Annotated in this window: 16 protein-coding genes; 15 read left to right on the forward strand and 1 reads right to left on the reverse strand. The window is 44.0% G+C overall.

Annotated features, from left to right (window positions below; translation table 11 throughout):
• The first annotated feature begins 6 nt into the window (after nt 1-6).
• From H8S84_RS14905 to H8S84_RS14940, 8 genes are all read left to right on the forward strand, one after another.
• A complete protein-coding gene (locus tag H8S84_RS14905; RefSeq protein ID WP_187068155.1) occupies nt 7-432 on the forward strand; it encodes an ATP-binding protein in 426 nt (141 codons plus the stop codon).
• Nucleotides 416-844, forward strand: a complete 429-nt coding sequence (gene ybeY, locus H8S84_RS14910) for an rRNA maturation RNase YbeY (protein ID WP_187068156.1) — start codon at nt 416-418, stop codon at nt 842-844. Before H8S84_RS14905 ends, ybeY begins: the two co-directional genes overlap by 17 nt.
• Before the next feature lie 67 nt (nt 845-911).
• Nucleotides 912-2,774, forward strand: a complete 1,863-nt coding sequence (gene mnmG, locus H8S84_RS14915) for a tRNA uridine-5-carboxymethylaminomethyl(34) synthesis enzyme MnmG (RefSeq protein ID WP_187068157.1) — start codon at nt 912-914, stop codon at nt 2,772-2,774.
• Nucleotides 2,775-3,662 carry a class I SAM-dependent methyltransferase gene (locus H8S84_RS14920; RefSeq protein WP_187068158.1) on the forward strand — a complete coding sequence of 296 codons (888 nt, stop codon included), beginning with the start codon at nt 2,775-2,777 and terminating at the stop codon, nt 3,660-3,662. It begins immediately after the preceding gene.
• A 73-nt stretch (nt 3,663-3,735) separates the two neighbouring features.
• Entirely contained in the window at nt 3,736-5,349 is a 1,614-nt protein-coding gene (locus H8S84_RS14925) for an Ig-like domain-containing protein (protein WP_187068159.1), read from the forward strand.
• A gap of 889 nt (nt 5,350-6,238) precedes the next feature.
• On the forward strand, nt 6,239-8,302 hold the full coding sequence (locus H8S84_RS14930) for a cation:proton antiporter (RefSeq protein WP_187068160.1): 2,064 nt from the start codon (nt 6,239-6,241) through the stop codon (nt 8,300-8,302).
• A complete protein-coding gene (locus H8S84_RS14935; protein WP_187068161.1) occupies nt 8,280-8,780 on the forward strand; it encodes a DUF4385 domain-containing protein in 501 nt (166 codons plus the stop codon). The genes H8S84_RS14930 and H8S84_RS14935 overlap by 23 nt, the downstream gene beginning before the upstream one ends.
• A 76-nt stretch (nt 8,781-8,856) precedes the next feature.
• Nucleotides 8,857-9,315 (forward strand): hypothetical protein, encoded by a 459-nt coding sequence (locus H8S84_RS14940; RefSeq protein ID WP_187068162.1) that lies wholly within the window; start codon nt 8,857-8,859, stop codon nt 9,313-9,315.
• Between the two features lie 229 nt (nt 9,316-9,544).
• On the opposite strand, the gene H8S84_RS14945 is transcribed toward H8S84_RS14940, so the two are convergent.
• A complete protein-coding gene (locus H8S84_RS14945; RefSeq protein ID WP_187068163.1) occupies nt 9,545-10,681 on the reverse strand; it encodes a hypothetical protein in 1,137 nt (378 codons plus the stop codon).
• Between the two features lie 212 nt (nt 10,682-10,893).
• Here H8S84_RS14945 and H8S84_RS14950 point away from each other — a divergent pair, with 212 nt between their 5' ends.
• From H8S84_RS14950 to rnr, 7 genes are all read left to right on the forward strand, one after another.
• Nucleotides 10,894-12,396, forward strand: a complete 1,503-nt coding sequence (locus H8S84_RS14950) for a glycine--tRNA ligase (protein WP_187068164.1) — start codon at nt 10,894-10,896, stop codon at nt 12,394-12,396.
• A gap of 270 nt (nt 12,397-12,666) precedes the next feature.
• Entirely contained in the window at nt 12,667-14,316 is a 1,650-nt protein-coding gene (locus H8S84_RS14955; protein ID WP_187068165.1) for a mechanosensitive ion channel family protein, read from the forward strand.
• Between the two features lie 763 nt (nt 14,317-15,079).
• Nucleotides 15,080-17,599 carry an efflux RND transporter permease subunit gene (locus H8S84_RS14960; RefSeq protein WP_187068166.1) on the forward strand — a complete coding sequence of 840 codons (2,520 nt, stop codon included), beginning with the start codon at nt 15,080-15,082 and terminating at the stop codon, nt 17,597-17,599.
• Nucleotides 17,580-20,933: an isoleucine--tRNA ligase gene (gene ileS / locus H8S84_RS14965; RefSeq protein ID WP_187068167.1), complete on the forward strand. Its 3,354-nt coding sequence runs from the start codon at nt 17,580-17,582 to the stop codon at nt 20,931-20,933. The genes H8S84_RS14960 and ileS overlap by 20 nt, the downstream gene beginning before the upstream one ends.
• Before the next feature lie 146 nt (nt 20,934-21,079).
• Entirely contained in the window at nt 21,080-21,700 is a 621-nt protein-coding gene (locus H8S84_RS14970) for a lipoprotein signal peptidase (RefSeq protein ID WP_187068168.1), read from the forward strand.
• Between the two features lie 138 nt (nt 21,701-21,838).
• Nucleotides 21,839-23,668 carry an ABC transporter ATP-binding protein gene (locus H8S84_RS14975; protein ID WP_187068169.1) on the forward strand — a complete coding sequence of 610 codons (1,830 nt, stop codon included), beginning with the start codon at nt 21,839-21,841 and terminating at the stop codon, nt 23,666-23,668.
• Nucleotides 23,669-23,952: 284 nt separating this feature from the next.
• Nucleotides 23,953-26,235: a ribonuclease R gene (gene rnr / locus H8S84_RS14980; protein WP_187068291.1), complete on the forward strand. Its 2,283-nt coding sequence runs from the start codon at nt 23,953-23,955 to the stop codon at nt 26,233-26,235.
• Nucleotides 26,236-26,242 lie beyond the last annotated feature (7 nt).

Consider the following 26,242-nt stretch of genomic DNA (forward strand, 5'->3'; position numbering starts at 1 on the left):
ATTAATATGAATCAGGTTAAAATTCAGATTCCTTCTCTAATCGAAAACATCAGAGTGGTTGAAAGTTTTATTGACAACTCTAAAGATGAGTTTGATTTTGAAGATGATATTTATGGCAATATTATGGTTGCCGTTACAGAATCTGTAAACAACGCCATACGTCACGGTAATAAATTCGATAAGGATAAGAACGTTTATCTAACACTGCAAGTAGAGGAGAACCAGCTGACCTTTGAGATTGAGGATGAAGGCCCAGGTTTCGACTATGAAAACCTGCCAGATCCTACCTCTCCTGAAAACCTGGAGAACCCTGGAGGTAGAGGTATATTTCTGATGCGCAACCTTTGCGACAGTGTTAACTTCGAAGAAAACGGCAAACGTGTACAGTTAGTATTTAACATCATACCATCACAGAATGGAGCTTCCCATTGAGTTTTTTAGCGAAGACGTAGAGTTTGAGCTAAAAAACCCAAATCAAGTTGCAGAGTGGATAAACGATATCATCGAACAACACGACCAGGAACTAGTTAACCTTACTTTCGTTTTCTGCTCTGATGATTACCTACACGAGATGAACGTTTCTTATCTCGATCACGATACACTAACTGATATTATCACCTTTGATAATGCCGATGAAGAAGGCATCATTGAAGGTGATATTTTTATTAGTATAGATCGTGTTCAAGACAACGCCAAAGATTTGGGTACCACCTTTGAAAATGAATTGCACCGCGTAATCATACATGGGGTGCTACACCTGTTGGGTTTTAAAGATAAAACCGAAGAGCAAGAGGCGCTTATGCGCAAACAAGAAGATTCTTCCTTATCTTTGCGAAAATTTTAATCGCTAAAAAGGAATTACCAACCTCCAGATGATGTTTCACGTGAAACATCTCTAAATCCAGAAATACATGTTTCCAGAATACGACGTAATTGTAGTTGGGGCCGGTCATGCAGGTTGCGAAGCCGCTGCCGCAGCAGCTAAGATGGGATCGAAAGTGCTATTAGCAACAATGAACATGAACACTATTGCACAAATGTCTTGCAACCCTGCAATGGGTGGCGTAGCAAAAGGGCAGATAGTTCGTGAAGTTGATGCATTAGGCGGAATGAGTGGAATTATCACCGACCAGACCATGATCCAGTTCCGCATGCTTAACAAATCAAAAGGCCCTGCTATGTGGAGCCCAAGAGCACAAAGTGATCGTATGCGTTTTGCCGAAGCATGGCGCCTGACACTGGAGCAGACAGAGAATGTAGACTTCTGGCAGGAGATGATTTCGAGTATTGTAGTAGAGGACGGAAGAGCTGCTGGAGTACGCACAAGCCTGGGGATAACTATACGTGGAAAGGCCGTAATTTTAACGAATGGCACGTTTTTGAATGGTATTATCCACATTGGTGAGAAGCAACTAGGAGGGGGCCGCGCAGGCGAAAAGTCTGCAAAAGGCATAACCGAACAGCTGATTGAAATAGGCTTTGAAGCTGGCCGCATGAAAACAGGAACACCACCACGCGTGGATGGGCGCAGCTTGGACTACAGCCGCATGGAAGAGCAGTTCGGTGATGAGAAGCCTTCTAAGTTTTCTTACACAGACACAGAAACTCTGAAGGAGCAACGCAGCTGCTTTATAACTTATACTAACTCGGATGTGCACGAAATCCTAAAGACAGGTTTCGAAAAGTCACCGATGTTCCAGGGCAGAATTCAAGGATTGGGTCCGCGTTATTGCCCAAGTATAGAAGACAAGATCAACCGCTTTGCAGAACGTGACCGTCACCAGATCTTTGTCGAGCCGGAAGGATGGAACACAGTAGAAGTATACGTGAACGGTTTCTCGAGCTCGTTGCCGGAAGATGTGCAGCACAAAGCACTGCGTAAAATCGTGGGTTTTGAAAATGCTAAGATGTTCCGCCCTGGCTATGCCATCGAGTATGACTTCTTCCCGCCGACGCAGCTAAACTTGACACTGGAAACAAAGCTGGTAAACAACCTATACTTTGCTGGCCAGATAAACGGTACAACCGGTTACGAAGAAGCAGCCTGCCAGGGATTGATGGCAGGAATAAACGCGCATAACAAAGTGCATGGCAAAGAGTCGTTCGTCCTAAAGCGATCAGAAGCATATATAGGTGTGTTAATTGATGATCTGGTAAATAAAGGGACAGATGAGCCTTACCGCATGTTCACATCACGTGCCGAGCACCGCATACTTCTACGCCAGGATAACGCAGACATCCGCTTAACAAAGCTCGGATTTAAATTAGGTTTGGCCGATGAAACGCGTTTGAAAGCTGTGGATAAGAAGATAGAAGAAACAGGTGAAATCATCGCATACTTGAATAATAAGCCGATTGAACCTGGAGATATCAACAGCATGTTGGAGAGTTTAGGCTCTGCACCAATAGTAGAAAAACAGCGCGCAGGACAATTAATTAAAAGACCGAACGTAGAGATAGAACACATTGCTGCCGCCATACCAGCCGTTGCAGAATATCTAAGCAAATTTAAAGCTGACAGTGTGGAGCAAGCAGGTATAGCTGTGAAGTATGAAAGCTACATCGAGAAAGAGCACGTAATGGCTAATAAGATGAGTGAGCTGGAAAACTATAACATCAAAGGCAAAATTAACTACCGTGATATTCCGGCCTTATCTACAGAGGCGAAAGAGAAGCTGCTGAAGGTACAACCGGAAACAATTGGCCAGGCGTCAAGAATAAGTGGCGTGTCGCCGGCAGACATTTCTGTGTTAATGGTATACTTAGGAAAATAAATGAGCTACGAAAGACTGGAGCAATGCCCTGTATGCGGCAAAGAGGATTTTAAGAACTTTTTGGTTGTAACAGATAATACAGTTTCAAAGGAAAGCTTTGTAATTGTGGAATGCGAGAATTGCTCATTCAAGTTTACCAACCCCAGACCAGACGCAGATAGTATAGGAAACTACTACGAGTCTGAAGAATATATCTCGCACAATAATACCAAAGCAGGGATTATCAATAAGGCTTACCATGTGGTAAGATCTATAACTACAAAGCAGAAGGTAGAACTTATAAACAGGTATACACCGACCAAAGGCACCATCATGGACTATGGGTGTGGTACCGGTGTTTTTTTGGCAGCCTGTAAAAAAGACGGCTGGGAAATAAAAGGCGTAGAGCCAAGTGCTAAAGCCAGAGAAATAGCAACTAAAGAAACCGAAGAACTTATTGCAACTAATCTGAGCGAACTGGAAAGCGAGAAGTTTGACATCATCACCCTGTGGCATGTACTGGAACATATCCATACATTGAATGAAACGATGAGTAAGCTCACAGAAATGCTACAGGAAGACGGGACTTTGATTATAGCTGTACCAAACGCAGATTCGCACGATGCGCAGCTGTACAAAGAAAACTGGGCAGCATACGATGTGCCAAGACACCTGTACCATTTTACACAGCCAACTATGAAGCGCTTCCTTAAAAAGCATAAGATGGTATTGGAAGAAGTGCTACCCATGAAGTTTGATGCTTATTATGTGAGCATGTTAAGCGAAAAACACAAAGCAGGAAAAACGAAGATGATAAGCAGCGTGATGAACGGGTATAAGTCGAATAGTTATGCAGAGAAAAATGGCAATGACTATTCAAGCTTGATATTTGTAGCAAGAAAAAAATAACAGAATAAAAGAGCAGAGAAGGGAAAGGGCAAGCGAAAGTTTGCCTCTTTTACTTTTAAGAAACCGCGAATAAATGAAGCTAACGCAAAAAATACTGATCTTATCCACAGCAATACTGGCAGCATCATGCGCAAGTGTAAGTGCTCCAGAAGGGGGACCGAAAGATGAAACACCACCGACTTTAGTGAGCAGTAACCCTAAAGATCAGCAACTGAATGTATCAACAAAAGTGATTACCCTGACCTTTGATGAAGAAGTACAGCAGAACAAACTTAATTCGGAACTGCTCATTACACCAAATACAGATAACAGGTATAAGGTAAAAAATGAGCGAAACGTACTGAAACTAGAATTCGAAAAACCACTGCAGGAAAACACAACCTATACTTTAAACTTTAGGGACGGGATAACTGACATCACAGAAAAGAACAAAGCAGCAAATCTCAAACTCTCCTTTAGTACCGGAGCATACATAGACTCAAGTAAGGTAAGCGGGACTGTCGTGGACTTATTAACGCAGAAGCCGCAGAAAGAAGCAATAGTAGCATTATATCCAACAACTGACACTTTGAGTGTGCGTAAAAATAAACCCTATTACCAAACTCAAACAGACGCTGCAGGTAAGTTCGAGTTAACTAATATCAAAGAAGGACAATACAGAATTTATGCACTGGCAGATAAGAACAACAATGCTTTTTACGATAATGAAGAGGAGAAAATAGGATATCTGGAGCAGCCTATCACTATAACAGCATCAACTCAGCCTGTAACATTGGAATTGGTAAAAATAGACACAAAGAAGCCTATACTTAACAGGAGAGAAAACTATACTGACCGTTTTACAGCAAACTACAATGAAGGGATAAAAACTTTTAAAGCCACCACTGTACAGGCACCTAGTATTAAAATTGCTTCTAAAATAATACAGGTAGGCAAAGCTGCTGAGTTGTTTAAAACTGCAGGATACAATGGTGGAAAAACAATTTTAACAGCTGTGGATTCTGCAGGTAATATAGCAGTAGATACGCTTGAAATCAAATTTGAAGGGAAGAGAGCGCAACGAATAAAAGGGGCGCAAAGAAAAGTTGTTAACACGACAAGCAATGAAAATAAAGCAGTAGGATCAATGGTAGTGCTGGAGTTAGAAACTCCTATAGCGATAACCGGAAAGGAACCGGTGAGTATACTTGCAGATACAACAGTGATCAGAAAACTTAAGTATCCGGAGGAGTTAAAACTGGATTCAACGAAAACAGAAGTAAGTTTTAAGATGCCTTCTATCGATGCTAGAAACAAAAGAATTTCTTTACTATTAGATAGCACTGCTATAAAGCCAATTGAAGGAGGCCCCATAAAGTTTGTACCAATACCGATTACATTAGCTGAGAATGGAGGTGTAGGTAGCGTAAAGGGAACAGTAGATACAAAGTATAAATCATACACAATTCAGTTGCTAGGCCAAGATGATAAAGTAGTAAAGCAAGTAACCAATTTGAAAACATTTGACTTCAAAAATATCTCACCTGGCACATATAAAATAAGAGTGCTGATAGATGAAAATAACAATGGCAAATGGGAAGCAGGGGATCCAGAATTTAAGCGAAAGCCAGAGAAAGTATATCTCTATGATAAAAGCTTAGAAGTAAGAGCGAATTGGGAGATGGAAGGCGTAAAGTTGTCATTCTAGAAAAAAATTAAATGAAGGAAAAAGGGGAGGCTATTGTGGCCTCCCCTTTTTTGTTTATGAAAATATAGAGAGGTATAACATGAGAAAAATCTACTGCAGAGAAAACAAGAAAGATGAGTGGCACTAAGGGATAAAGAAGAAAATGTAATGTAAAGCAAAGAGATTAAGAAACTTCAATAACCTGATGATAAAAGATCGAGAATAAAGCACACCATAGTATAAGCAAAAATATCCTAAAGCTTAAAACTGAACAGATAATGAAGCCAAAAAGCAATTGAGAAAACATTTAAAAACAGTCATTGAAAAATGAATTGAGAATAATAAAGTGGAGAAAATGAGCTAAAAAAATGGGTAGGGAAAGTCTTTAAAAGTGTGGGAATAACTGTGGAAAAGAGTGGGTAAGTCTAGAACAACTTTACACACCTATAACTGCACTTACATATAAAGCACCGAAAAATGCGTAGAAAGTGGAAACAGGTGCAAAACCAGGAGGCATTAAATTGCTTATCCACGTATGTGAGAAGTGTTAAGAAAGAAATACACAAAAAAAGGTAAAAAGTGGAAAACCAACATAAATAACTGAGACAGAGAAAAAGACAAAAATAATTTATGTGGAATAAATGGTGAAAACAAAACAAGTGTAAACATGATATACACTTTTCTCAAAAGTGAGTAGAGTTATCAACTTATAAACACACCAAATAACAAAAGAAGATTTATTTAAAAATTCATTTCATAAAAAGTTATTAGGTTATAAAAGATGTGGAAAGGTGGAAAAGGAACACAGAAAAGAGAAAGTATCTGGAAAGTGTGACACAAAATTGTAAAGCAAAAATTCTATATCTTTAAAGCAGACACAAAAGAACCCGCAGAAAATATGAAGCTGTTGATGAAGCTGACACTACCGTTCGAAGAACCGGTACTAATATTTACACTGGTGCTACTGGTTATACTAGCGGTGCCAATTATGCTGAAGAAACTGAACATACCAGGCATAGTAGGACTGATAGTGGCTGGCGTGATTTTAGGACCAAACGGGTTTCATATACTGGAGCGTGATGCAAGTATAGTTTTATTTGGTACAGTGGGTTTATTATATATCATGTTTCAGGCAGGTCTGGAGATAGACATGATAGATTTTAAAAGGTACAAAGTAAGAAGTATAGTATTTGGTACCCTAACATTTCTGATCCCCATAGTAGTAGGAACACTCATCTTTTTATACTTACACGATTATGACGTAAAGCCAGCCATATTGCTGGCAAGTATGTTTGCACCGCACACACTCCTGGCCTACCCAATTATCAGCAGACTTGGCTTAAGCAAGAACGAGGCAGTAACGCTAACAATAGGTGGTACATTGATTACAGATACTGCCGTTCTGTTTGTACTGGCCATCATCATAAACAGCACACACGGAGAAGCAGGTATGGGGTTCTGGATATTGATGATCATCAAAATGCTAGCGTTTGTGTGGGTAGTACTATGGATATTTCCGAAAATTGCCAAGTACATGTTCAAGCAGCTGGAGAGTGAGAAGGGAGCACAATACCTTTTTGTATTGACAGTAGTATTTGCAGCAGCATTCTTATCAGAGGTGGCAGGAATGGAAGCTATAATAGGCGCTTTCTTGGCAGGGCTGGCACTAAACCCACTGATACCACACACATCTCCGCTCATGAACAGGATTGAATTTGTGGGTAACAACCTCTTTATCCCATTCTTCCTCATAAGTACAGGTATGCTCGTGGACCTGAAAACGCTGTTTACAGATACGAATGCCATACTTATAGCAGCAACAATAGTTATACTGTCACCGATAACAAAGTATGCAGCAGCTTACTTAACTCAAAAGATTTTCAAATTCAGTATACTTCAGCGGCACCTGATCTTCGGGTTGAGCAGTGCACATGCTGCAGCTACACTGGCGGTGGTGCTGGCAGGATATGAAATAGGTTTATTGGGAGAGAGTGCACTGAACGGAGCAGTCGTTCTTATCCTTACATCAAGTATGGTGAGTTCGTTCTCAACAGAGAAAGTGGCAAGAACACTGGCTATACTGGAAAGCAGAAGAAAGCCAGACCTAAGTCAGAAACCAGACAAAATACTGGTACCGATTGGAAATCCGAAGACAATAGAGAAACTAATCGACTTGGCGGTAATGCTAAAGAACCCTCAACATAAAGCACCTATCTATCCACTGGCAGTGGTGATTGACAACGAGCATGCTGAAGAAGAGATCTACAAGAAGAACCAGATGCTGCAGGAAGCCATAACACATGCATCGGCAACAGATAATGATGTGCAGCTGGTATCAAAAATAGATGTGAACGTACCTAGCGGAATACTACGTGCCATAAAAGAGCTAATGATAACAGAGGTTGTGCTGGGGTGGAATGCCAAAATCACTGCCAGAGATAGAATATTCGGATCAGTGCTGGATAACTTACTGGACAACACAGACGAGATGATTCTTGTGTGTAAACTGATACAGCCTTTAAACACAACAGGTAGAATAATTGTGATAGTGCCAACAAATGCAGAATTGGAACGAGGCTTTTTAAGGTGGATAAGAGCTGTTAAGCTATTATCGAATCAGTTGGGTGCTCCATTGGTGTTCAGAGCGCGTAGAAGAACGCTGAACAAGCTTAAACAAGCAGTAAAAGCGAGCAAGCCAACCGTAGATGCTATCTACCAGCAATACACAAGCATAAACGAAATTGCCAGCATGAAAAATGAGCTGAAGAAAGATGATATGGTGGTAGTAATTTCGGCAAGGAAAAAGACAGTATCATATAACAGTAGCATGGATTATGTGCCACGGGTACTATCCAGAGAGTACAAAGACAACAGTTTCATAGTGATTTATCCAGAACAGTATTCGGTTTACCAAACAGTGCCGGTTAAGCCAATACCAGTAGCATACGAAGATGCCAATGGGAAAGGAATTTGATTATTCAATCAACTTCGATAAAACAGATTTTAGAAAACATCCGGAGTTGTACAGGGTAGGAAAAGGGGAACAGGGAGTATTACTTGTAGAGCCTTACAAATCAGAAATATTACCACACTGGCGATTTAAAAACCCTGACATAGCCCGGGAGTCTTCAGAAAAAATATATGAAATGTTCCTGAATTATCTGGAGCAGCAGGATTTTGTGGGTGCGGACATGGCACGCAAGTACCTGCAAATGGGCTATACAAGGGCAAGGCGCTACGCGAACCACAAAAGTGGGAAGAAGTACAAAGGACCTGTGCCGGACGACAAGAAAGGGCAAAGCGGGGCACATGGGAGAGAGCAACTTCCATTAGACCAAGATCCGGTAAAAGCAGCGGCAGCCGAAATTTTCTACGAAAAGTGGCAGTTAGCAAAGCAGAACGAAGACTATCAGGAACTAAAAGAAAAATTTATAGCTAAATACAGCTCGTAAAGCCGCATCTGTAAATTAAAACATAACCACTAAATAAGTTAATCACGTATCTTTGCTAAAAATAATTCTGTAGAAAATGATCAACAAAGACATCAGGTTAGGCAAAGGGCTTGGTAAGATCAAGTTTGGCCTGTCAATGGAAGAAGTAGAAGAATTGATAGGAGAGCCGGAAGAAATCGAAGAATCTGATGAAGAGGATGAGTTTGAACATGAAGCCTGGAACTACTGGGAAGACGGCTACTCATTGTACTTCGATAAAGAAGATGATTACAAATTAAGCTGCATCGAAACAGCGAACCGAGAAGTACAGCTTTGGGGAGAGCGCATTTTTGAAATGAGCAAAGACCAAATCGTCCGACTGTTTGCCGACAATGATGTAACGGATATAGAGGAGGAAGATGCAGAAACCGGTGAGACCAGGGTATCTTTCGAAAAAGAGATGATTGATTTATACTTTGACGAAGACCAACTGATAGCTGTTAACTTTGGGGTGTTTATTAACGACAACCTGGAAGTAATGTGGCCAGAAAAATAGAAGCATTAATAAGTATATACAAACAGCCCCGGCTCCTAAAAGGCCGGGGCTGTTTGCTTTTAGGAAGAAATATCAAGTATGAGTGGCTGTGGATAAAATGACTGTTGTAATAGGCATAAACAGATTTAAGCCGGATTTGGAGCAGAAGTATTAACATGTAGTAAATAAAAAGGCCCGGACAAATGCCGGGCCTTTTTGATGCAATAGCTCTATCTTAAAAAGCTGAATCTTATTTGAAGAAGAAGTTAATTAACTCTTCCTGAATAACAGGGTTGATAGCAACGGCAAGTATAACCGATATGATCAAACCGATGGTTACAGAAAGAATGTCTTTACCGATAAGGCCAAAGGTTTTGGCAAACTTAACAGAGCTATCGTGGGCACGTAAACGCATGCCTAGTTCACGGCCAGCCAGCAAACCTATGAACACCCAAGTAGTACTCATTGGGATGTTGTTCACTTCTTTAAAATAATAAAGTATAATGGCATAAACTAAGTCGATGATGGTAGCACTTCTAACGTCACGAACTTCGGATTTCTCATTAATGATATGCTGAATCTTCTCGCCACGCTTAAAGAACATAAAACCAAGGCCAAGAAAAATGAACCCTGCAAAAGCGGCAAACTCCCAAACATCTAACTGGCGGGGCAGGTAAACAGCCACGTTGGCAAGGTCCTGAGCAAGCCAGGTGTGCCATAAGAAACCACTGATTAACCATTGAGCCCAAATCCATATGGCATGTGCCTCACCTTTAACAAACTTCTTGATAACTTTTGTTAGCAGCACATAAATAATGAAAGCAGAAACGAAAGCCGCTACATAGCCCATTAAGCTTTTGCTTACCATGCTGATGATGGCACCAGAGCTTACGGTAAACACGCTAAGAAGCATAAAGGTAGTGGATACAGGTATTCTAAACCTCGTTAGAAGCAGTAGAACAATAGGAGCGGCTAACTGTAGGTAAACAAAGCTATCAGGAGTCTGATCGAAACCTTTAGAGGAAAGACGTTGATAGGTTACGTCGCCGTCAAAAGCATACCAGCTGTAGAAAACTGTGCCCAGAAAGATAGCACCCATAAACAGCCACTGCCAGTACCATTTCTTGTCTTCGTTAGATACGATGAAAGTACCAATAGTCTGTATACTATCGTTGGCGATAGCAGAGTATCCTGCAAAAGCAAAGCCTACCCACATCGCTATAGATGCATAAGGGTAAACGATACCAGCCAGAATAAGTGAAAAGGCGATGAAATAAAGAAATTTCTTCTCCTTCTCAATATAAATGTCAATAATGCTGTAACGTTTCCTGAACTTATAAGGCTGTACAGGTACTACAGGCTTTTTTGACTTTTTAATTTTAGCCATTTTTAAAAATTGGGTGAGAAACTTAAAAAACTGTGCAAGTTACCTCAAAAAGTAAAAACCGAACCCAAAGCCAATGTTAAGAAATTGTTAACACAAATAAGTTAGAATTTAACGGGTGTAAAAAAGTTGTGAGCAGCGTATAAAAGTCTCTTATTTAAAATCTAACACTTACATACTGGCATAATCAAACTCTAATAAGCTATCTTTGCAGCATGGCAACACAAGAAAAAGCAACTGTAGAAAACGCACAGTTAAAAGATATTATCTCCCACGCAAAGGAGTATGGTTTCGTGTTCTCATCCAGCGACATCTACGACGGCCTGCAGGCTGTGTATGATTACGGGCAGATGGGTGTGGAGCTGAAGAACAACATTAAAAACCTGTGGTGGAAATGCATGACCCAGCTGAACCAGAATGTTGTTGGTTTGGATGCGGCCATTTTTATGCACCCATTGGTTTGGAAGGCATCAGGGCACGTCGACAGCTTTAACGACCCGATGATCGACAACAAGGACTCTAAGAAGCGCTATCGTGCCGATGTGCTGATCGAAGATAAAGCCGCACAGTACGAAGCAGAAGGCAAAGTAGAAGAAGCCGGCGCCCTTCTTGCCGAAATGGGCAAGCTGCTGGAAGACGAAAACCTGAACGGTGTACGCGACCTGATCATCAGCGAAGGCATCAAATGCCCTATTTCCGGAACAGCTAACTGGACAGAAGTACGCCAGTTTAACCTGATGTTCTCTACGCAGGTGGGTTCTGTGGCCGAAGAGTCTCAAACAATTTACCTGCGCCCGGAAACAGCACAAGGTATTTTCGTAAACTTCCTGAACGTGCAGAAGACAGGCCGCATGAAAGTGCCTTTCGGTATCGCACAGATCGGTAAAGCCTTCCGTAACGAGATCGTGGCGCGCCAGTTCATCTTCAGAATGCGTGAGTTTGAGCAGATGGAGATGCAATTCTTTGTACGCCCTGGCACCGAGATGGAGTGGTATGAGCAGTGGAAAGAAGCTCGTAAGGCATGGCATTTAGCTATTGGTATTCCTGCAGAAAGCCTGCGCTATCACGACCACGAAAAGCTGGCCCACTATGCCAACGCCGCTGTGGATATCGAGTACCGTTTCCCGTTCGGCTTTAAAGAAGTAGAGGGTATCCACTCTCGTACTGACTTTGACCTGACACAGCACCAGGAGCTTAGTCGCAAGAAAATGCAGTACTTCGACAACGACCTGAACGAGGATGGCAAACCTTACGGTAACTTCATTCCTTATGTAATCGAGACATCAGCCGGTGCAGATCGCTTGTTCCTGATGACGCTTTGCAATGCTTATACTGAAGAGGAGATTGTGGAAGGAGATAGCACCAAGTCACGTACTTTCCTGAAGTTCCATCCAGCGCTGGCTCCGGTTAAGGCAGCTATACTTCCGTTAACGAAAAAAGACGGTTTGCCAGAAAAAGCAACGGAAATTTATGATGCGCTGAAGTATGATTTCAACATGATCTACGAAGAGCGCGACAGCATCGGTAAACGCTATACCCGCCAGGATTTGATTGGTACCCCATTCTGTATTGCTGTAGACCACCAGACATTGGAGGATAACACTGTTACTGTTCGTGACCGCGACAGCCGTGAGCAAATACGTATGCCTATTGCAGATCTAAAGAACTACATTGAGAAAGCTGTAAGCTTCAAGAGTATTTTTGAAAAGCTAGCTTAAGTATAACCAAGATTAAGTTAAGAGGCAGCATGGGAAACCATGCTGCCTCTTTCATTTACAGCTCAGAAGTATAACAGCCAAAGACTCAATTTGTGTTAAAAAAGGAGCACTAATGTGCAAATTTGTTTTTTATATTCCTGTGGACAAGGAGCAGCTATAACAACAGTAGCTTTTGTACATTAATTTGTCCTAATCTCAGAGATTAAAGGAGTTAGTTGATAGTAAAAATTAATTTTTTGTAGATTAAAGGATTCAATTACATCCCACACAATGCGAATTATTAAAATCCTGCTGTGTCTGCTAGGCCTGCTTTGTTTTAGCGAGGCTCAAGCTCAATCTAACCCAGAGGTGGTAAATGAGCTAGGAGCACCGGTAGTGCTCGAGCGCGATACCCTCTTTTATATCTACAACCCGGTAGGCTCTTTTAGCAAAGAGGAGCGTGCCGCAGCTGTTAGCAAAAGGATTGCCGAGCTCACAGAAGAACGCTTCTTTAGCGAGGACTCAGTTCAGGTTATCGATCATGTATTATCCACTGAAGTTACTTACCTGGACAGGATACTAGTAAGCGTTACCGATGCCGATGCTGCCTTTGCCGAAAAGCCCCGGGAAGAAATTGCAGAAGTCTATGCAGCTACTATAAGAGCAGCTGTAGTAGAGTCAGCAAAGCAGAATAGCCTGCGCACCATTCTTTTGGAGGTAGGTATGGCCATCCTAGTGCTAATAGTATTTTACTTTCTGTTGAAGTATGTAAACAGGCTGTTCCAGTACCTTTTCCAGAAGGTGGAGGAGCAGCAGGGTAAGCGTTTGAAAGGCCTTAAAGTAAAAAACTATGAGATGCTAACGCCCGAAAGGGAGGCAGCAGTTATACTGGCGGTTGTAAAGTTTATTAAGGTTATTACGGTTTTCATACTTTTCTATATCCTACTGCCGGTGCTGTTCAGCATCTTCCCCTGGACGCAAGGGTATGCTGAAACCCTGATGCTCTACATCATTAGCCCTCTTCGCAAGATAGGCATGGGGGTGATCAATTACATACCTAATCTCCTCACTATTCTGGTTATTGTGGTTGTTACGCACTATGTTGTAAAGTTTCTGCGCTTTATGGCCGGCGAGGTAGAGGAGGGTAAACTAGAGATACCGGGGTTCTATAAAGACTGGGCTAAACCAACTTACAATATTGTCCGCTTCCTGCTTTACGCCTTCATGTTTGTGGTTATCTGGCCATACTTACCGGGATCTGATTCTGCAATTTTCCAGGGGGTTTCTGTTTTCCTGGGTATACTTTTCTCATTGGGCTCCTCGTCTGCAATAGCCAACATGGTAGCAGGACTAGTGCTTACCTACATGCGTTCATTTAAAATCGGGGATCGCATTAAGATAGGGGAGATAACAGGAGATGTGATGGAGAAGACACTACTGGTTACGCGGGTGCGCACGATCAAGAATGAGGACATAACCATTCCGAATGCCATGATCCTAAACAGCCATACCACCAATTTTACAACATGCAGTGAACAGAGTGAGAAAGGGCTGGTGCTGCATACTACGGTTACTATTGGGTATGATGTGCCGTGGCCAAAAGTACATCAGGCATTGATTGATGCCGCCCTGGCTTGCCCTGATGTTGAAAAAGCACCGTCGCCGTTCGTGCTACAAACTAGCCTGGACGATTTTTACGTGAGTTATCAACTGAATGCCTATACTTTCACGGCAGGCAAAATGGCGATGATCTATTCCAACATTCACCAGAACATTCAAGATAAGTTTAACGAAGCAGGCATTGAGATCCTGTCGCCGCACTACCGGGGACAGCGCGACGGGAATATGGTAACTATTCCAGCACATTACTTACCTCATGATTACCAAGCACCATCGTTTCGTGTGGAACAGGTACAGCAGCCGGTTACATCACCCAATTAATTTGTCAATAAGTGTATAGCTTATGTAAAATATACTTAATGCTATACTTTATACTTTTCTGTGTATTGATGTGCATAGTTTGTACCATATTCACACAATAGAAAGTATAAAGGCATAATTGAAAATAATTATACACACTAGCAAAACTTACTATTGCATTAAGCGTCGGCGTATTTTATTCTTTTTCCTTAACACGATGTTCAAAGCTAATGTGCTGCGCTAAGTATGAATGAGGTGTTATAGTTTACTAAACCTGCAGCTGTTGAAAGTTAGACTTGAAATTGCCTTCAGATCTCTTTTAAAAAGGGATTTGCTTTTTGCTTGTCAACATTTCATTACCTGATTGTTTTGTTCATTAACTAAAACAAAAGCGGGATCAGCAAAGTGGGTAAACTGAAGCTAGCAAGCCAATCGTATACTTTAGTGAATCAATTAATTTTCAGGAATGGCTAATTCAAAATCTAATAATAGTAACAGCTTAAAAGATAACAACCCGTGCTGGAAAGGATATGAACCAGTAGGTATGAAAAAGAAAGACGGAAAAGAAGTACCTAACTGCGTTCCTAAGAACAAATCATCCAGCTCAAGTTCATCGAAAAAGAAAAGCTAACAAGTATAAAAGATACAATAGAAGCAACTCCAGTAAAGGAGTTGCTTTTTTGTTTAGGGCTGCGTTAAAATCTACTGTGCTTTAGCTACCTTTATACTTTGAAAACCACATGAGTGCGCAAAATTGCCTACCTTTGCCGAATTGTAGCATACCATGTGGAATAAGATTGCCATTTTTATAATTAAAAACAGGTTAAGGCTGGTAATTGTCTTAGCCATGCTTACTGCGTTTATGGCCTATCACGCTAAAAACGCAGAAATGTCTTACGATTTTGCCAATGTCGTGTCGCAGGACGACGTGGACATGCAGTACTTCCAGCGCTTTAAGCAAACCTTCGGCGAGGATGGCAACATTCTGGTGGTGGGTATGCAGGATAACAAAGTATACAGGCTTCAGAACTTTAAGGAGCTAAAGGCTTTGTCGGAGCAGCTGGCGCAGGTAGAAGGGGTAAAGGCAGTCATTTCTTTGCCGAACCTGGTGCAGGTGGTAAAAGACACGGCAGAACGTAAGTTTGCAACCTCTCCAATCTTTGGCACCTTCCCACAAACGCAACCGCAACTCGATAGCCTGCTGCAGGTGGTGCGCAACCAGAGCTTCTACGATGGGCAGATCATCAACGATAAAACTGGGGCAACGCTTCTGGCTGTTACCGTAGATCCGAAATTTCTGAACTCGGCACGCCGCGTGGAGGTGATGGATAACGTAATGGAGCACACGGAGGCGTTTACTAAAAAGACAGGTATAAAACTCCACTACGCCGGTTTGCCTTTTGTACGAGCCGTGATGACCACGAAAGTGGCAGGTGAGATGAAAATGTTTTTGTTGCTGGCTCTGCTGGTTACGGGCTTTACACTTTTTGTTTCCTTCCGATCTTTCTATGCAGTGTTGTTCCCGCTACTGATGATTAGTATTGTGGTGGTGTGGGTGCTGGGAACGCTTTCGTTGCTAGACTATAAGATATCGCTGCTGACAGGGCTTATACCTGCCATACTTGTTGTGATAGGTATTCCAAACTCAACCTATCTGCTTACCCGTTACCACTACGACTACCGCAAACACGGAAATAAGATACTGGCGCTTTCGAGGGTGATCAGCAAGATTGGAGTTGTTAACCTAGTAACAAATACAACCACAGCCATTGGCTTTGTGGTGTTCACGTTTACGCACGTAGCCATACTTTATGAGTTTGGTGTGGTAGCCGGCATCAACATCTTTGTTACGTTCATCATCAGCATTGTGCTTATACCGGTGGTGTTCTCCTATTTGCCGCCGCCAAGTCCCAAGCAGTTGAAGCACCTCGATGCAAGGCCGCTTAATAAGCTGCTGGAGTTTATTGATTTCATTGTACACGAAAAGCGTTATCTGGTATACTTCTTTACTACGCTGGCACTGGTACTGTCTTTATGGGGTATCTATAAAGTAAAAACGGTGTCGTACATGGTAGACGACCTGCCGGAAGAAAGCAGCGTAAATGCCGACCTTGGCTTTTTCGAAAACCACTTTAACGGGGTAATGCCACTGGAGATCATCGTGGATACTGGCGTGAAGCAAGGGGTAATGCGTTTACCAAACCTGGGCAAGCTAAACCAACTGGAGAACTTCCTACGCACGCAGCCTATACTTTCAGCGCCTATCTCGGTAGTGGGTCTGGTAAAAACAGCCACGCAGGCATTTTACGGCGGCAACCCGAGTTCTTACCGTTTGCCAGACAACACGGAGCGCAACTTCATCTTCAGTTACCTGGCAAAGCAGGGCGAGGGGGCAAACCAACGCCTGCTCCGTTCTTTCGTAGACAGCACGGGACAACAGGCGCGTATCTCGCTTAAAGTTGCTGACGCCGGTTCCAGAGAACTCGATACGCTGATCATCAACAAAATTAAACCGGAGCTGCGTGAGATCTACGGAGGTGAGGGCGTAACGGTAGAAGAGGCAGGCAACACCATGACCTTTACCCGCGACGACTCCGGCGCTAAGACAACAGTTAGCCTTACAGGTACTACGCTGCTTTTCATTAAGGGCAACGAGTATCTTATCAACAACCTGCGCAGCAGTCTTATACTTGCTTTTGTGTTGGTAACTATTGTAATCGCACTGTTGTTTAAATCAGCAAGGGTGGTGATTATATCGCTGATACCGAACATGATACCGCTCTTGATTGCCGGTGGATTGATGGGGTTTTTCAACATACCGCTAAAGCCAAGCACAGCGCTTATCTTTAGCATCGCCCTTGGTATCGCCATCGATGATTCTATTCACTTTCTGGCAAAGTATAGAAGCGAGTTATTGACGAACGGCTTTAATGTGAGCAGGGCCATTACCACCAGTTTAACAGAGGCCGGCACAAGTATGATTTATACTTCGGTGATCCTGTTCTTTGGCTTTGTAATCTTTGCCTTCTCAGAGTTTGGCGGAACAAAGGCACTGGGTGTGCTGATGTCGGTAAGTTTACTGATTGCATTATTCACAAACCTGATTATATTGCCAACTTTGCTGATGAGCTTCGACAGCGGCAAGTATGAGCGCGACCCATATGCCCTTATAGAGCACTATGACGAATACTACCTGGAGCATGAGGACGAGGAGTTGGACCTGAATCAGCTGAAGTTAAAAATAGAAGAAGAAATTCTGGAAGAAGATAAAAAACCTGTAAACGGTGAAGTACAACGAGTATAAAAATCTGAACTACGCCAAAGTCGGCGAAGACGTACTGGAGTTCTGGAAAAGGAACAACATCTTTGAAAGATCGGTAGCTACCCGTGAGGGCAACACACCGTTCGTGTTTTACGAAGGACCGCCTTCTGCAAACGGTACGCCGGGTATTCACCACGTGATGGCCCGCGCCGTGAAAGATATTTTCTGCCGCTACAAAACCTTAAAAGGGTTTCACGTGAACCGTAAAGGTGGATGGGACACGCACGGCTTGCCAGTAGAGCTGCAGGTAGAGAAGGAGCTTGGTATCACGAAAGAGGATATAGGCAAAAAAATTACAGTAGAGGAGTATAACCAGCGCTGCCGCGAAACGGTAATGCGTTTCAAAAATCAGTGGGATACGCTTACCGAGCAGATGGGCTACTGGGTAGATTTGAACAACCCATACATCACCTTCGAAAGAGAGTACATCGAATCTTGCTGGGCACTGCTGAAGAAGCTATACGACAAAGGTTATCTGTACAAAGGCTATACAATCCAGCCATACTCGCCGGCGGCAGGCACAGGCTTAAGTTCGCACGAACTTAACCAGCCAGGCTGCTACAAAATGGTAAAGGACACGACCATTGTAGCACAGTTTGCTGTGAAGCGCATTACCCGTAATATGTTCCTGTTTGAGCGTGAGGATGAGCAAGTATATATTTTAGCCTGGACAACTACTCCTTGGACATTACCGGGCAATACTGCCTTGGCAGTAGGCAAGAACATCAAGTATGTAAAGGTACAGACCTATAACCAGTACACGTACGAGCCGATCTCAGTTATACTTGCCAAAGACCTAGTAAGCCGCTACTTTAATCCGAAGGCAGCTGATATTGAACTGGCAGATTATAACTCCGGCGATAAGCTGATCCCTTACAAAATAGTAGAGGAGTTTGATGGCTCTGATCTGGCAGGGGTAGAATATCACCAACTGATGCCATACGTGCAGCCTGATAAGCCGGCTTTCCGCGTGATCATCGGTGACTATGTGACCACAGAGGACGGTACCGGTATCGTGCACATATCGCCAACTTTCGGTGCCGATGACTTTAGGGTAGCTGCTCAAAATGATATTCCTGCGCTGCTGATCACAGATGAGAATGGCAAGCAGGTACCTATTGTTGACCGCCAGGGCCGTTTTGTACGTGAGATCACTGACTTTGCCGGCATGTACGTGAAGAACTATGCCAAGGAGGACGAGTCGTCTCCGGAATATAGACCAACGGACGTAAAGATCGCCATCAAGCTTAAAGAAGAAGGTAAAGCATTTAAAGTAGAGAAATACGAGCACACCTATCCGCATTGCTGGAGAACGGATATGCCAGTTTTATACTATCCGCTGGATAGCTGGTTTATCAAAACAACTGCAGTTAAGGACAGGCTGATTGAACTAAACAAGACCATCAACTGGAAACCTGAATCTACAGGTATAGGCCGTTTTGGTAACTGGCTGGAGAACCTAGTAGATTGGAACCTGTCGCGTTCACGCTACTGGGGCACGCCGCTACCTATCTGGAGAACAGAAGATGGCGAAGAAGAGATCTGCATTGGTTCTGTAGTAGAACTTACTTCAGAGATAGACAGAGCAGTGAAAGCAGGTGTGATGGAGCAGTTTATTGAGGTACCGGACCTGCACCGCCCTTACGTGGATAACATCGTGCTGGTAAGCAAGTCGGGTAAGCCAATGTACAGAGAGACAGACCTTATCGACGTTTGGTTTGACTCTGGTGCGATGCCTTATGCACAATGGCACTACCCATTCGAGAACAAGGAGATTTTTGAGCAGAACTTCCCGGCCGACTTTATTGCCGAAGGTGTAGACCAGACGCGTGGTTGGTTCTTTACGCTGCATGCTCTGGCTGTAATGCTGGAGGATAGTGTGGCTTTCAAAAACGTAATTGCAAATGGTCTGGTACTAGACAAGGACGGCAACAAGATGAGCAAGCGCCTTGGCAATGCTATCGATCCGTTTGAGATGATCGGTACTTACGGGCCGGATGCTGTGCGCTGGTACATGATTGCCAATGCGCCGCCTTGGGATAACCTGAAGTTCAACCCGGAAGGTGTGGTTGAGACGCAGCGTCGTTTCTTCGGTACTTTGCAGAATACATACTCGTTCTTCGCGCTATACGCTAACCTGGACAACTTTACTTACCAGGAAGAGGATGTTCCAATGTTGCATCGCACTGAGTCAGATCGTTGGATCATTTCGAAACTGAACACGCTGGTTGGTATAGTTGACGCTAACTACGAAGACTACGACCCAACCCGTGCTGCACGTGCCATCCAAGACTTTGTGGTGGACGACCTGAGTAACTGGTATGTGCGCCTGAACCGTAAGCGCTTCTGGAAGGGCGAGTACAACATAGATAAGATTGCCGCTTACCAGACACTTTATACTTGCCTTGAAACCATCGCTAAGATTGCGTCGCCAATTGCGCCGTTCTACATGGAGCAGCTGTACCGAGACCTGAACAGCGTTAGCAACAAGCATAAAGAAGAGTCAGTGCACCTGGCATACTATCCGGAGGTAGAGAAAGCTGATATTGACAAGGATCTGGAAGAGCGTATGGATCTGGCGCAGACGATCTCATCTTTGGTGCACTCACTGCGTAAAAAGCAGATGATCAAAGTTCGCCAGCCGTTGCAGCGTATACTTATTCCGGTGCTTAACGATAAGATGAAGCACCAGATAGCAGCCGTTGCCGACCTGATCATGAGCGAGGTAAACGTGAAGACGATCGAGTACATCGACGACACATCAGGCATCCTAGTGAAGAAAATCAAGCCTAACTTTAAAAAGCTAGGCCAGGTATTCGGACCAAAGATGAAACTGGTAGCCACCGCAGTACAGCAAATGAACCAGAACGACATCGCACATTTAGAGCGTGAGGGAGGTTTTGAGATCATGCTTTCTGACGATGAGACAGCCGTGTTGACGCCTGATGATGTAGAGATTTCTTCGGAGGATATTCCGGGTTGGTTGGTTGCCAGCGAAGGCAGATTAACTGTGGCACTGGATATCACCATAACCGAAGAACTGAAGCAGGAAGGTATTGCCCGTGATCTGGTAAACCGTATCCAGAATCTGCGTAAAGACAGCAACCTGGAGGTGCAGGACAAGATACATATCTTTATGCAGCGTGCTGCCGAGGAGGTGAACCAGGCGGTGGTTAATTACAGCGCCTACATCTGTGCCGAAACGCAGGCCCTGACGCTGGATATTGTGGAGGAATTGCCAAACTCAACTATACTTGATATTGATGATTATACTGTGCTGATCAACATCCAGACAGACGTCAAATCAGCAGTTTAATGAAGGAAGCACCGGAAAGTCATTAGCTTTCCGGTGCTTTTATACTTTAGGAAAGTAAAAAATAAGCAGCTTTCAAAGCTAAAACTGAAATCGTGATGCCGGAAACGCACTACATGCTTCATGAAGAAGCTGCCAAAGAAACAAATATGAAATACTGGAAATACTACATGGCGGCGCTTGTCGTGATCATCATTGACCAGGCTGTGAAGCTGATTGTGCATTACAACATGGAAATGGGATTGCCCGGCGAAATTCACCTGATTGGCGATTGGCTGAAGCTGCACTACACTCTTAATCCGGGTATGGCCTTTGGCGTGGAGTTAGGCTCTGAGTATGGTAAGCTTATACTTACGCTGTTCCGCCTAGTGGCCATGTTTGGTATTGGGTATTACCTTTACTACCTGGTTAAGCACAAAGCACCAAAAGGGTTAATCTGGTGTATTGCACTTATACTTGGCGGCGCTATCGGTAACTTAATTGACAGTACCTTTTATGGCGTTTGGTTCGACAACGCTCCTTATGGTTCATCAACTCCCTGGTTTCATGGGCAGGTAATCGATATGTTCTACGTCGACATATGGGAAGGTATAGTACCGCATTGGATCCCTTTGCTTGGAGGTAAACCTATGTCGCTGTGGCCAATTTTTAATGTAGCCGACTCTGCCATATTCATCGGTGTACTACTGATCCTGTTTAACCAGAAGCGTTTCTTTGGTGAGCATGAGGAGCCAGAGCACAAAACGGTAGAGCAGGAGCAAGGAATGTAATTATAAGAGTAAGGTATAAAAAAGGGGCTGTTCCATATGGAGCAGCCCCTTTTTTTATAAATGAATAATGAATGTGCATGCATAGTTGATATAACCTAAAAATCCCTATTTTTACCTATAGCCTAAAAGTAACTACACTTGCCAGTACCAACTCCCATACTTCAAATACAGGATTTAGAAACAACATTCTCCACACGCCACGGCATTGTCAAAGCTGTGGACAATATTTCTTTTGAGATACATGCCGGCGAGACAGTGGCTATTGTAGGAGAGTCTGGATCGGGTAAATCGGTTACGGCACTTTCGGTGATGCGGCTGATAAATACACCTCCGGGGAGGATAGCAGGAGGGATAGCTATATTTCGGTCGGAGAAGTTTGGAGAGGTAGATCTGTTTCAGCTACCAGAGAAGCAGATGCAACAGATACGCGGCAACGAAATAAGTATGATATTTCAGGAGCCAATGTCGTCGCTTAACCCGGTTTATACTTGTGGAATACAGGTGGCGGAGGTTTTGCTGCTGCACACTAATCTCACCGAAAAAGTTGCCAAGGAACACACTATTGCACTTTTTGAGAAGGCAAAGCTCCCGCGGCCTGCTAAAATTTTCGATGCTTATCCACATGAAATCTCGGGTGGTCAGAAGCAGCGTGTGATGATTGCCATGGCCATGGCCTGTGAACCAAGTATACTTATCGCCGACGAACCAACCACTGCCCTGGATGTAACAGTACAGGCACGTATGCTGCAGTTGATTGACGAAATGCGTGTGAAAGAGAACACTGCCGTACTCTTCATTACCCATGACCTAGGCGTAGTGGCCGAGATAGCTGACCGTATACTTGTGATGTACAAAGGTAAGCTGGTAGAGCAGGGCAAAGTGATGGATATCTTTACCAATCCGCAACACCCCTATACCAAAGGCTTGCTTGCCTGCCGTCCTACGTTGTCTGCCAAACCACAGGGTATACTTCCAACAGTATCGGATTTTCTGCAGGAGGATGAATACGGCAACATTACTGAACGAAAAAAAGAGGTATACGCACCCTCTCTGGCAGATGTGGTGAATGAATACGTTGGCACTGTAGCAAACATCAAATACCAACAGGAAAGCAAGCAGAAGCCACCGCTGCTGCAGGTGGAAAACCTGAAAGTATACTTCCCGATAAAGAAAGGCCTTTTTGGCCGCACCACCGACTATGTAAAGGCTGTGGATGGTGTCAGTTTTAAAGTAAAGCCTGGCGAGACAATCGGTTTAGTGGGCGAATCTGGTTGTGGAAAAACCACTTTGGGCCGTACGCTGCTAAGGCTGATAGAGCCCACAGAAGGGCGCATAATTTTCAATGGCCATGACATAGCCCAGCTTAGCTCCGAGGAACTCCGCAAAAGCCGCCGCGATTTTCAGATGATCTTCCAGGACCCCTATGCTTCGCTTAACCCGATGCATACAGTTGGTGAGGCCATTATGGAGCCGATGCATGTGCATAAACTATACGCTAACGACAAAGAACGCAAAGCCAAAGCAATGGAACTGCTTGAAAAGGTGGGGCTTATGCCGGAGCACTTTCAGCGTTATCCACATGAATTTTCGGGTGGCCAGCGGCAGCGCATCTGCATTGCCCGTGCCTTAGCCTTGCAACCAAAGTGCATCATCTGCGACGAATCCGTTTCCGCCCTCGATGTGTCAGTGCAGGCGCAGGTGCTTAACCTTCTTAACAAGTTAAAGCAGGAATTTCATATCACCTATATATTCATCACCCACGATCTGTCTGTAGCCAAGTATATGTCTGATCGAATCCTGGTGATGAACAAAGGTAGGATTGTAGAAAGTGGAACACCGGAGCAGCTTTACCGCCACCCGCAGCAGGAGTACACCCGCACCCTCATCAATGCTATTCCGAAAGGCGAGCCGGAGGATATTTTGAAAGCTCAGGAAAGACGGGTAGCGATGCGAAACGGGGTGTTGTAGTTTTTCGGCAGTGTAGGTTAAAATCACTTTAGCTCAACTCAATCATCTCCGAAGTACAAGAAAGGTAACTTTCTTCCTTTGCAGTACAGCTACCAGATGCTAACCTGTATATAATCCTCCAAAACCCATCATATATAGGAAAATCTATATAAATTGAGGTCAATTAATAGCAACCTTTAGCCAAAGCGCCTTATATGGCGTATAGTAGTTTTAAACTATTTAAGTTAAAGATTGTAAATGGAAGCGGCAGCTGGTTTGGCTGCCCCCATATTGACGAAGAATACATGAAAGGTAAAAGCACCAGTAAAAGAGGCGGCAGAGACAAAGAGGGCCGCAGCGAAAGAGACAGCTCCCGCAGAGGAGAAGGATCTTCAAAGAGAGGTTCATCATCAAATAGCGAATCATCATCACGACGTGATTCATCATCCAGAAGAGACAAAAACCGCGATAGAGAGCGCAGATCAGCTAAAACCATTGTGTTGGAGTCTTTCTCCAATAACCCTGATGTAGCCTTTACAATGCGCCAGATCTACCGCAGACTAGGGGTTGTAGATAAAAAGGGACGTGAGACGGTTACAGATTGCCTGAAAGCACTTACTCGCGAAAACAAGCTGTTGCTGATCGATGGCGATAAGTACCAACTAAACCTGCGCGTGAACATCATCACAGGGCGCGTAGACCTTGCCAATAACAAGTATGCCTACATTGTGTCGGAAGATACAGACGAGGATGTACGCGTGTTCAGAGAGCACCTGAAGTATGCCATGGACGGTGACTTGGTAAAAGTAGAAGTGCTGCCAACCATGCAAAGCGGACGTGCCGAAGGTATAGTGGTAGAAGTTCTGGAGCGCTCGCGCACCGAGTTGGTGGGCATTATGCAGTTGTCTAAAAACTTCGGCTTTGTAGTGCCTGACTTCAAGAAGTTATACTTCGACATATTTGTAGGAGAGCGTGGACTGAACGGTGCCGAAGACGGTGACAAAGTGCTGGTGAAGATTGTGGAGTGGCCAAAAGATCCGGGTAAGAATCCGACAGGGGAAGTGATTCGTGTGTTTGGTCCGGCAGGTGAGCACGAGGCAGAGATTCACTCTATTATGGCTGAGTTTGGCTTGCCGTTCGAGTTTCCGGAGTCTGTAGAAGAAGAAGCAGACAAGATATCTGAAAAGATAAACGCTGCTGAGATTGCCAAGCGCCGCGACTTTAGAGACGTTACTACTTTTACCATTGACCCGGTAGACGCCAAAGACTTTGACGATGCCCTGTCGATACAAAAGCTGGAGAACGGCAACTGGGAAATAGGGGTACACATTGCCGACGTAACGCATTATGTGCATACCAAAAGCCTGCTGGAGAAAGAAGCTTTCCACAGAGCCACTTCCGTGTATCTTGTGGATAGAACCATTCCAATGTTGCCTGAACGCCTTTCTAACGGCCTTTGCTCACTCAGGCCAAACGAAGAAAAGCTAACTTTCTCGGCTGTGTTTGAACTGGACGATAACGGTAAACTCTACAACGAGTGGTTTGGGCGCACCGTAATTTATTCTGATAGAAGATTTGCCTACGAAGAGGCTCAGGAGCGCATCGAAACTGGTGAAGGCGACTTTGCAGAAGAGATAAACATCCTGAACAGCATCGCTAAAAAGCTGCAGGCAAAACGCTTCCAGAACGGAGCCATCAGCTTTGAGACAGTAGAGGTGAAGTTTAAGTTAGATGAAAATGGAAAGCCGCTTTCAGTTTATGTGAAGGAGCGTAAAGATGCCCATAAACTGATAGAGGAGTTCATGCTTTTGGCTAACAAAAAAGTAGCCGAATATGTGTATAACCTGGGCAAAGGCAAGCGCCGCCCTACTATGGTTTACCGTACCCACGGTGCCCCGGACCCGGACAAGCTAAGCACCTTCTCGCTGTTTGCCCGCAAGTTCGGCTATAAAGTAGACCCGGAAGGCGACATCTCGAAAGAACTAAACAACCTGACAGAGGAAGTAGAAGGCAAGCCGGAGCAAAGCGTGTTGCAGAATCTGGCCATCAGAACAATGGCGAAGGCAAAGTATAGCACCGAGCCGGAAGGTCACTTTGGTCTGGCCTTTGCGCATTACTCACACTTTACCTCACCAATCCGCCGTTATCCTGATATGATGGCGCATCGCCTGCTGCAGCACTACCTCGATGGTGGACAGTCTACAGAGAAGGAAGAGTATGAGCAGCGTTGCCAGCACTCATCTGAAATGGAAAAACGTGCAGCCGATGCCGAACGCGCCTCTATCAAGTATAAGCAGGTAGAGTTTATGAAGGATACTATTGGCAACGAATATAAAGGAATAGTGTCAGGTGTGACAGAATGGGGTATATTTGTGGAGATCGAAGAGAACAAATGCGAAGGCATGGTGCGTCTGTCTGACCTGAACGACGATTACTATGAACTGGACGCAAACAACTACCGCATCATTGGCCGACAGACGAAGCGCATTATTTCGTTTGGCGACGAGGTGCTGGTAGAGGTGAAAAGCGCCAACCTCGCTGACCGTACCATCGATCTTGAACTGGTAAAAACATTAAAAACACATTAAACACCCT

The organism is Pontibacter cellulosilyticus (assembly GCF_014306105.1).
Taxonomy (GTDB): Bacteria; Bacteroidota; Bacteroidia; order Cytophagales; family Hymenobacteraceae; genus Pontibacter; species Pontibacter cellulosilyticus.

What these genes read in the sequence shown, in the direction of transcription:
- H8S84_RS14925 (WP_187068159.1), top strand. Translation starts at nt 3,736, where the DNA reads ATGAAGCTAACGCAAAAAATACTGATCTTATCCACAGCAATACTGGCA.
- H8S84_RS14950 (WP_187068164.1), top strand. Translation starts at nt 10,894, where the DNA reads ATGGCAACACAAGAAAAAGCAACTGTAGAAAACGCACAGTTAAAAGAT.
- H8S84_RS14920 (WP_187068158.1), top strand. Translation starts at nt 2,775, where the DNA reads ATGAGCTACGAAAGACTGGAGCAATGCCCTGTATGCGGCAAAGAGGAT.
- H8S84_RS14955 (WP_187068165.1), top strand. Translation starts at nt 12,667, where the DNA reads ATGCGAATTATTAAAATCCTGCTGTGTCTGCTAGGCCTGCTTTGTTTT.
- ybeY (WP_187068156.1), top strand. Translation starts at nt 416, where the DNA reads ATGGAGCTTCCCATTGAGTTTTTTAGCGAAGACGTAGAGTTTGAGCTA.
- H8S84_RS14945 (WP_187068163.1), bottom strand. Translation starts at nt 10,681, where the DNA reads ATGGCTAAAATTAAAAAGTCAAAAAAGCCTGTAGTACCTGTACAGCCT.
- H8S84_RS14960 (WP_187068166.1), top strand. Translation starts at nt 15,080, where the DNA reads ATGTGGAATAAGATTGCCATTTTTATAATTAAAAACAGGTTAAGGCTG.
- H8S84_RS14935 (WP_187068161.1), top strand. Translation starts at nt 8,280, where the DNA reads ATGCCAATGGGAAAGGAATTTGATTATTCAATCAACTTCGATAAAACA.
- H8S84_RS14930 (WP_187068160.1), top strand. Translation starts at nt 6,239, where the DNA reads ATGAAGCTGACACTACCGTTCGAAGAACCGGTACTAATATTTACACTG.
- H8S84_RS14970 (WP_187068168.1), top strand. Translation starts at nt 21,080, where the DNA reads ATGAAATACTGGAAATACTACATGGCGGCGCTTGTCGTGATCATCATT.
- rnr (WP_187068291.1), top strand. Translation starts at nt 23,953, where the DNA reads ATGAAAGGTAAAAGCACCAGTAAAAGAGGCGGCAGAGACAAAGAGGGC.
- H8S84_RS14905 (WP_187068155.1), top strand. Translation starts at nt 7, where the DNA reads ATGAATCAGGTTAAAATTCAGATTCCTTCTCTAATCGAAAACATCAGA.
- mnmG (WP_187068157.1), top strand. Translation starts at nt 912, where the DNA reads ATGTTTCCAGAATACGACGTAATTGTAGTTGGGGCCGGTCATGCAGGT.
- H8S84_RS14940 (WP_187068162.1), top strand. Translation starts at nt 8,857, where the DNA reads ATGATCAACAAAGACATCAGGTTAGGCAAAGGGCTTGGTAAGATCAAG.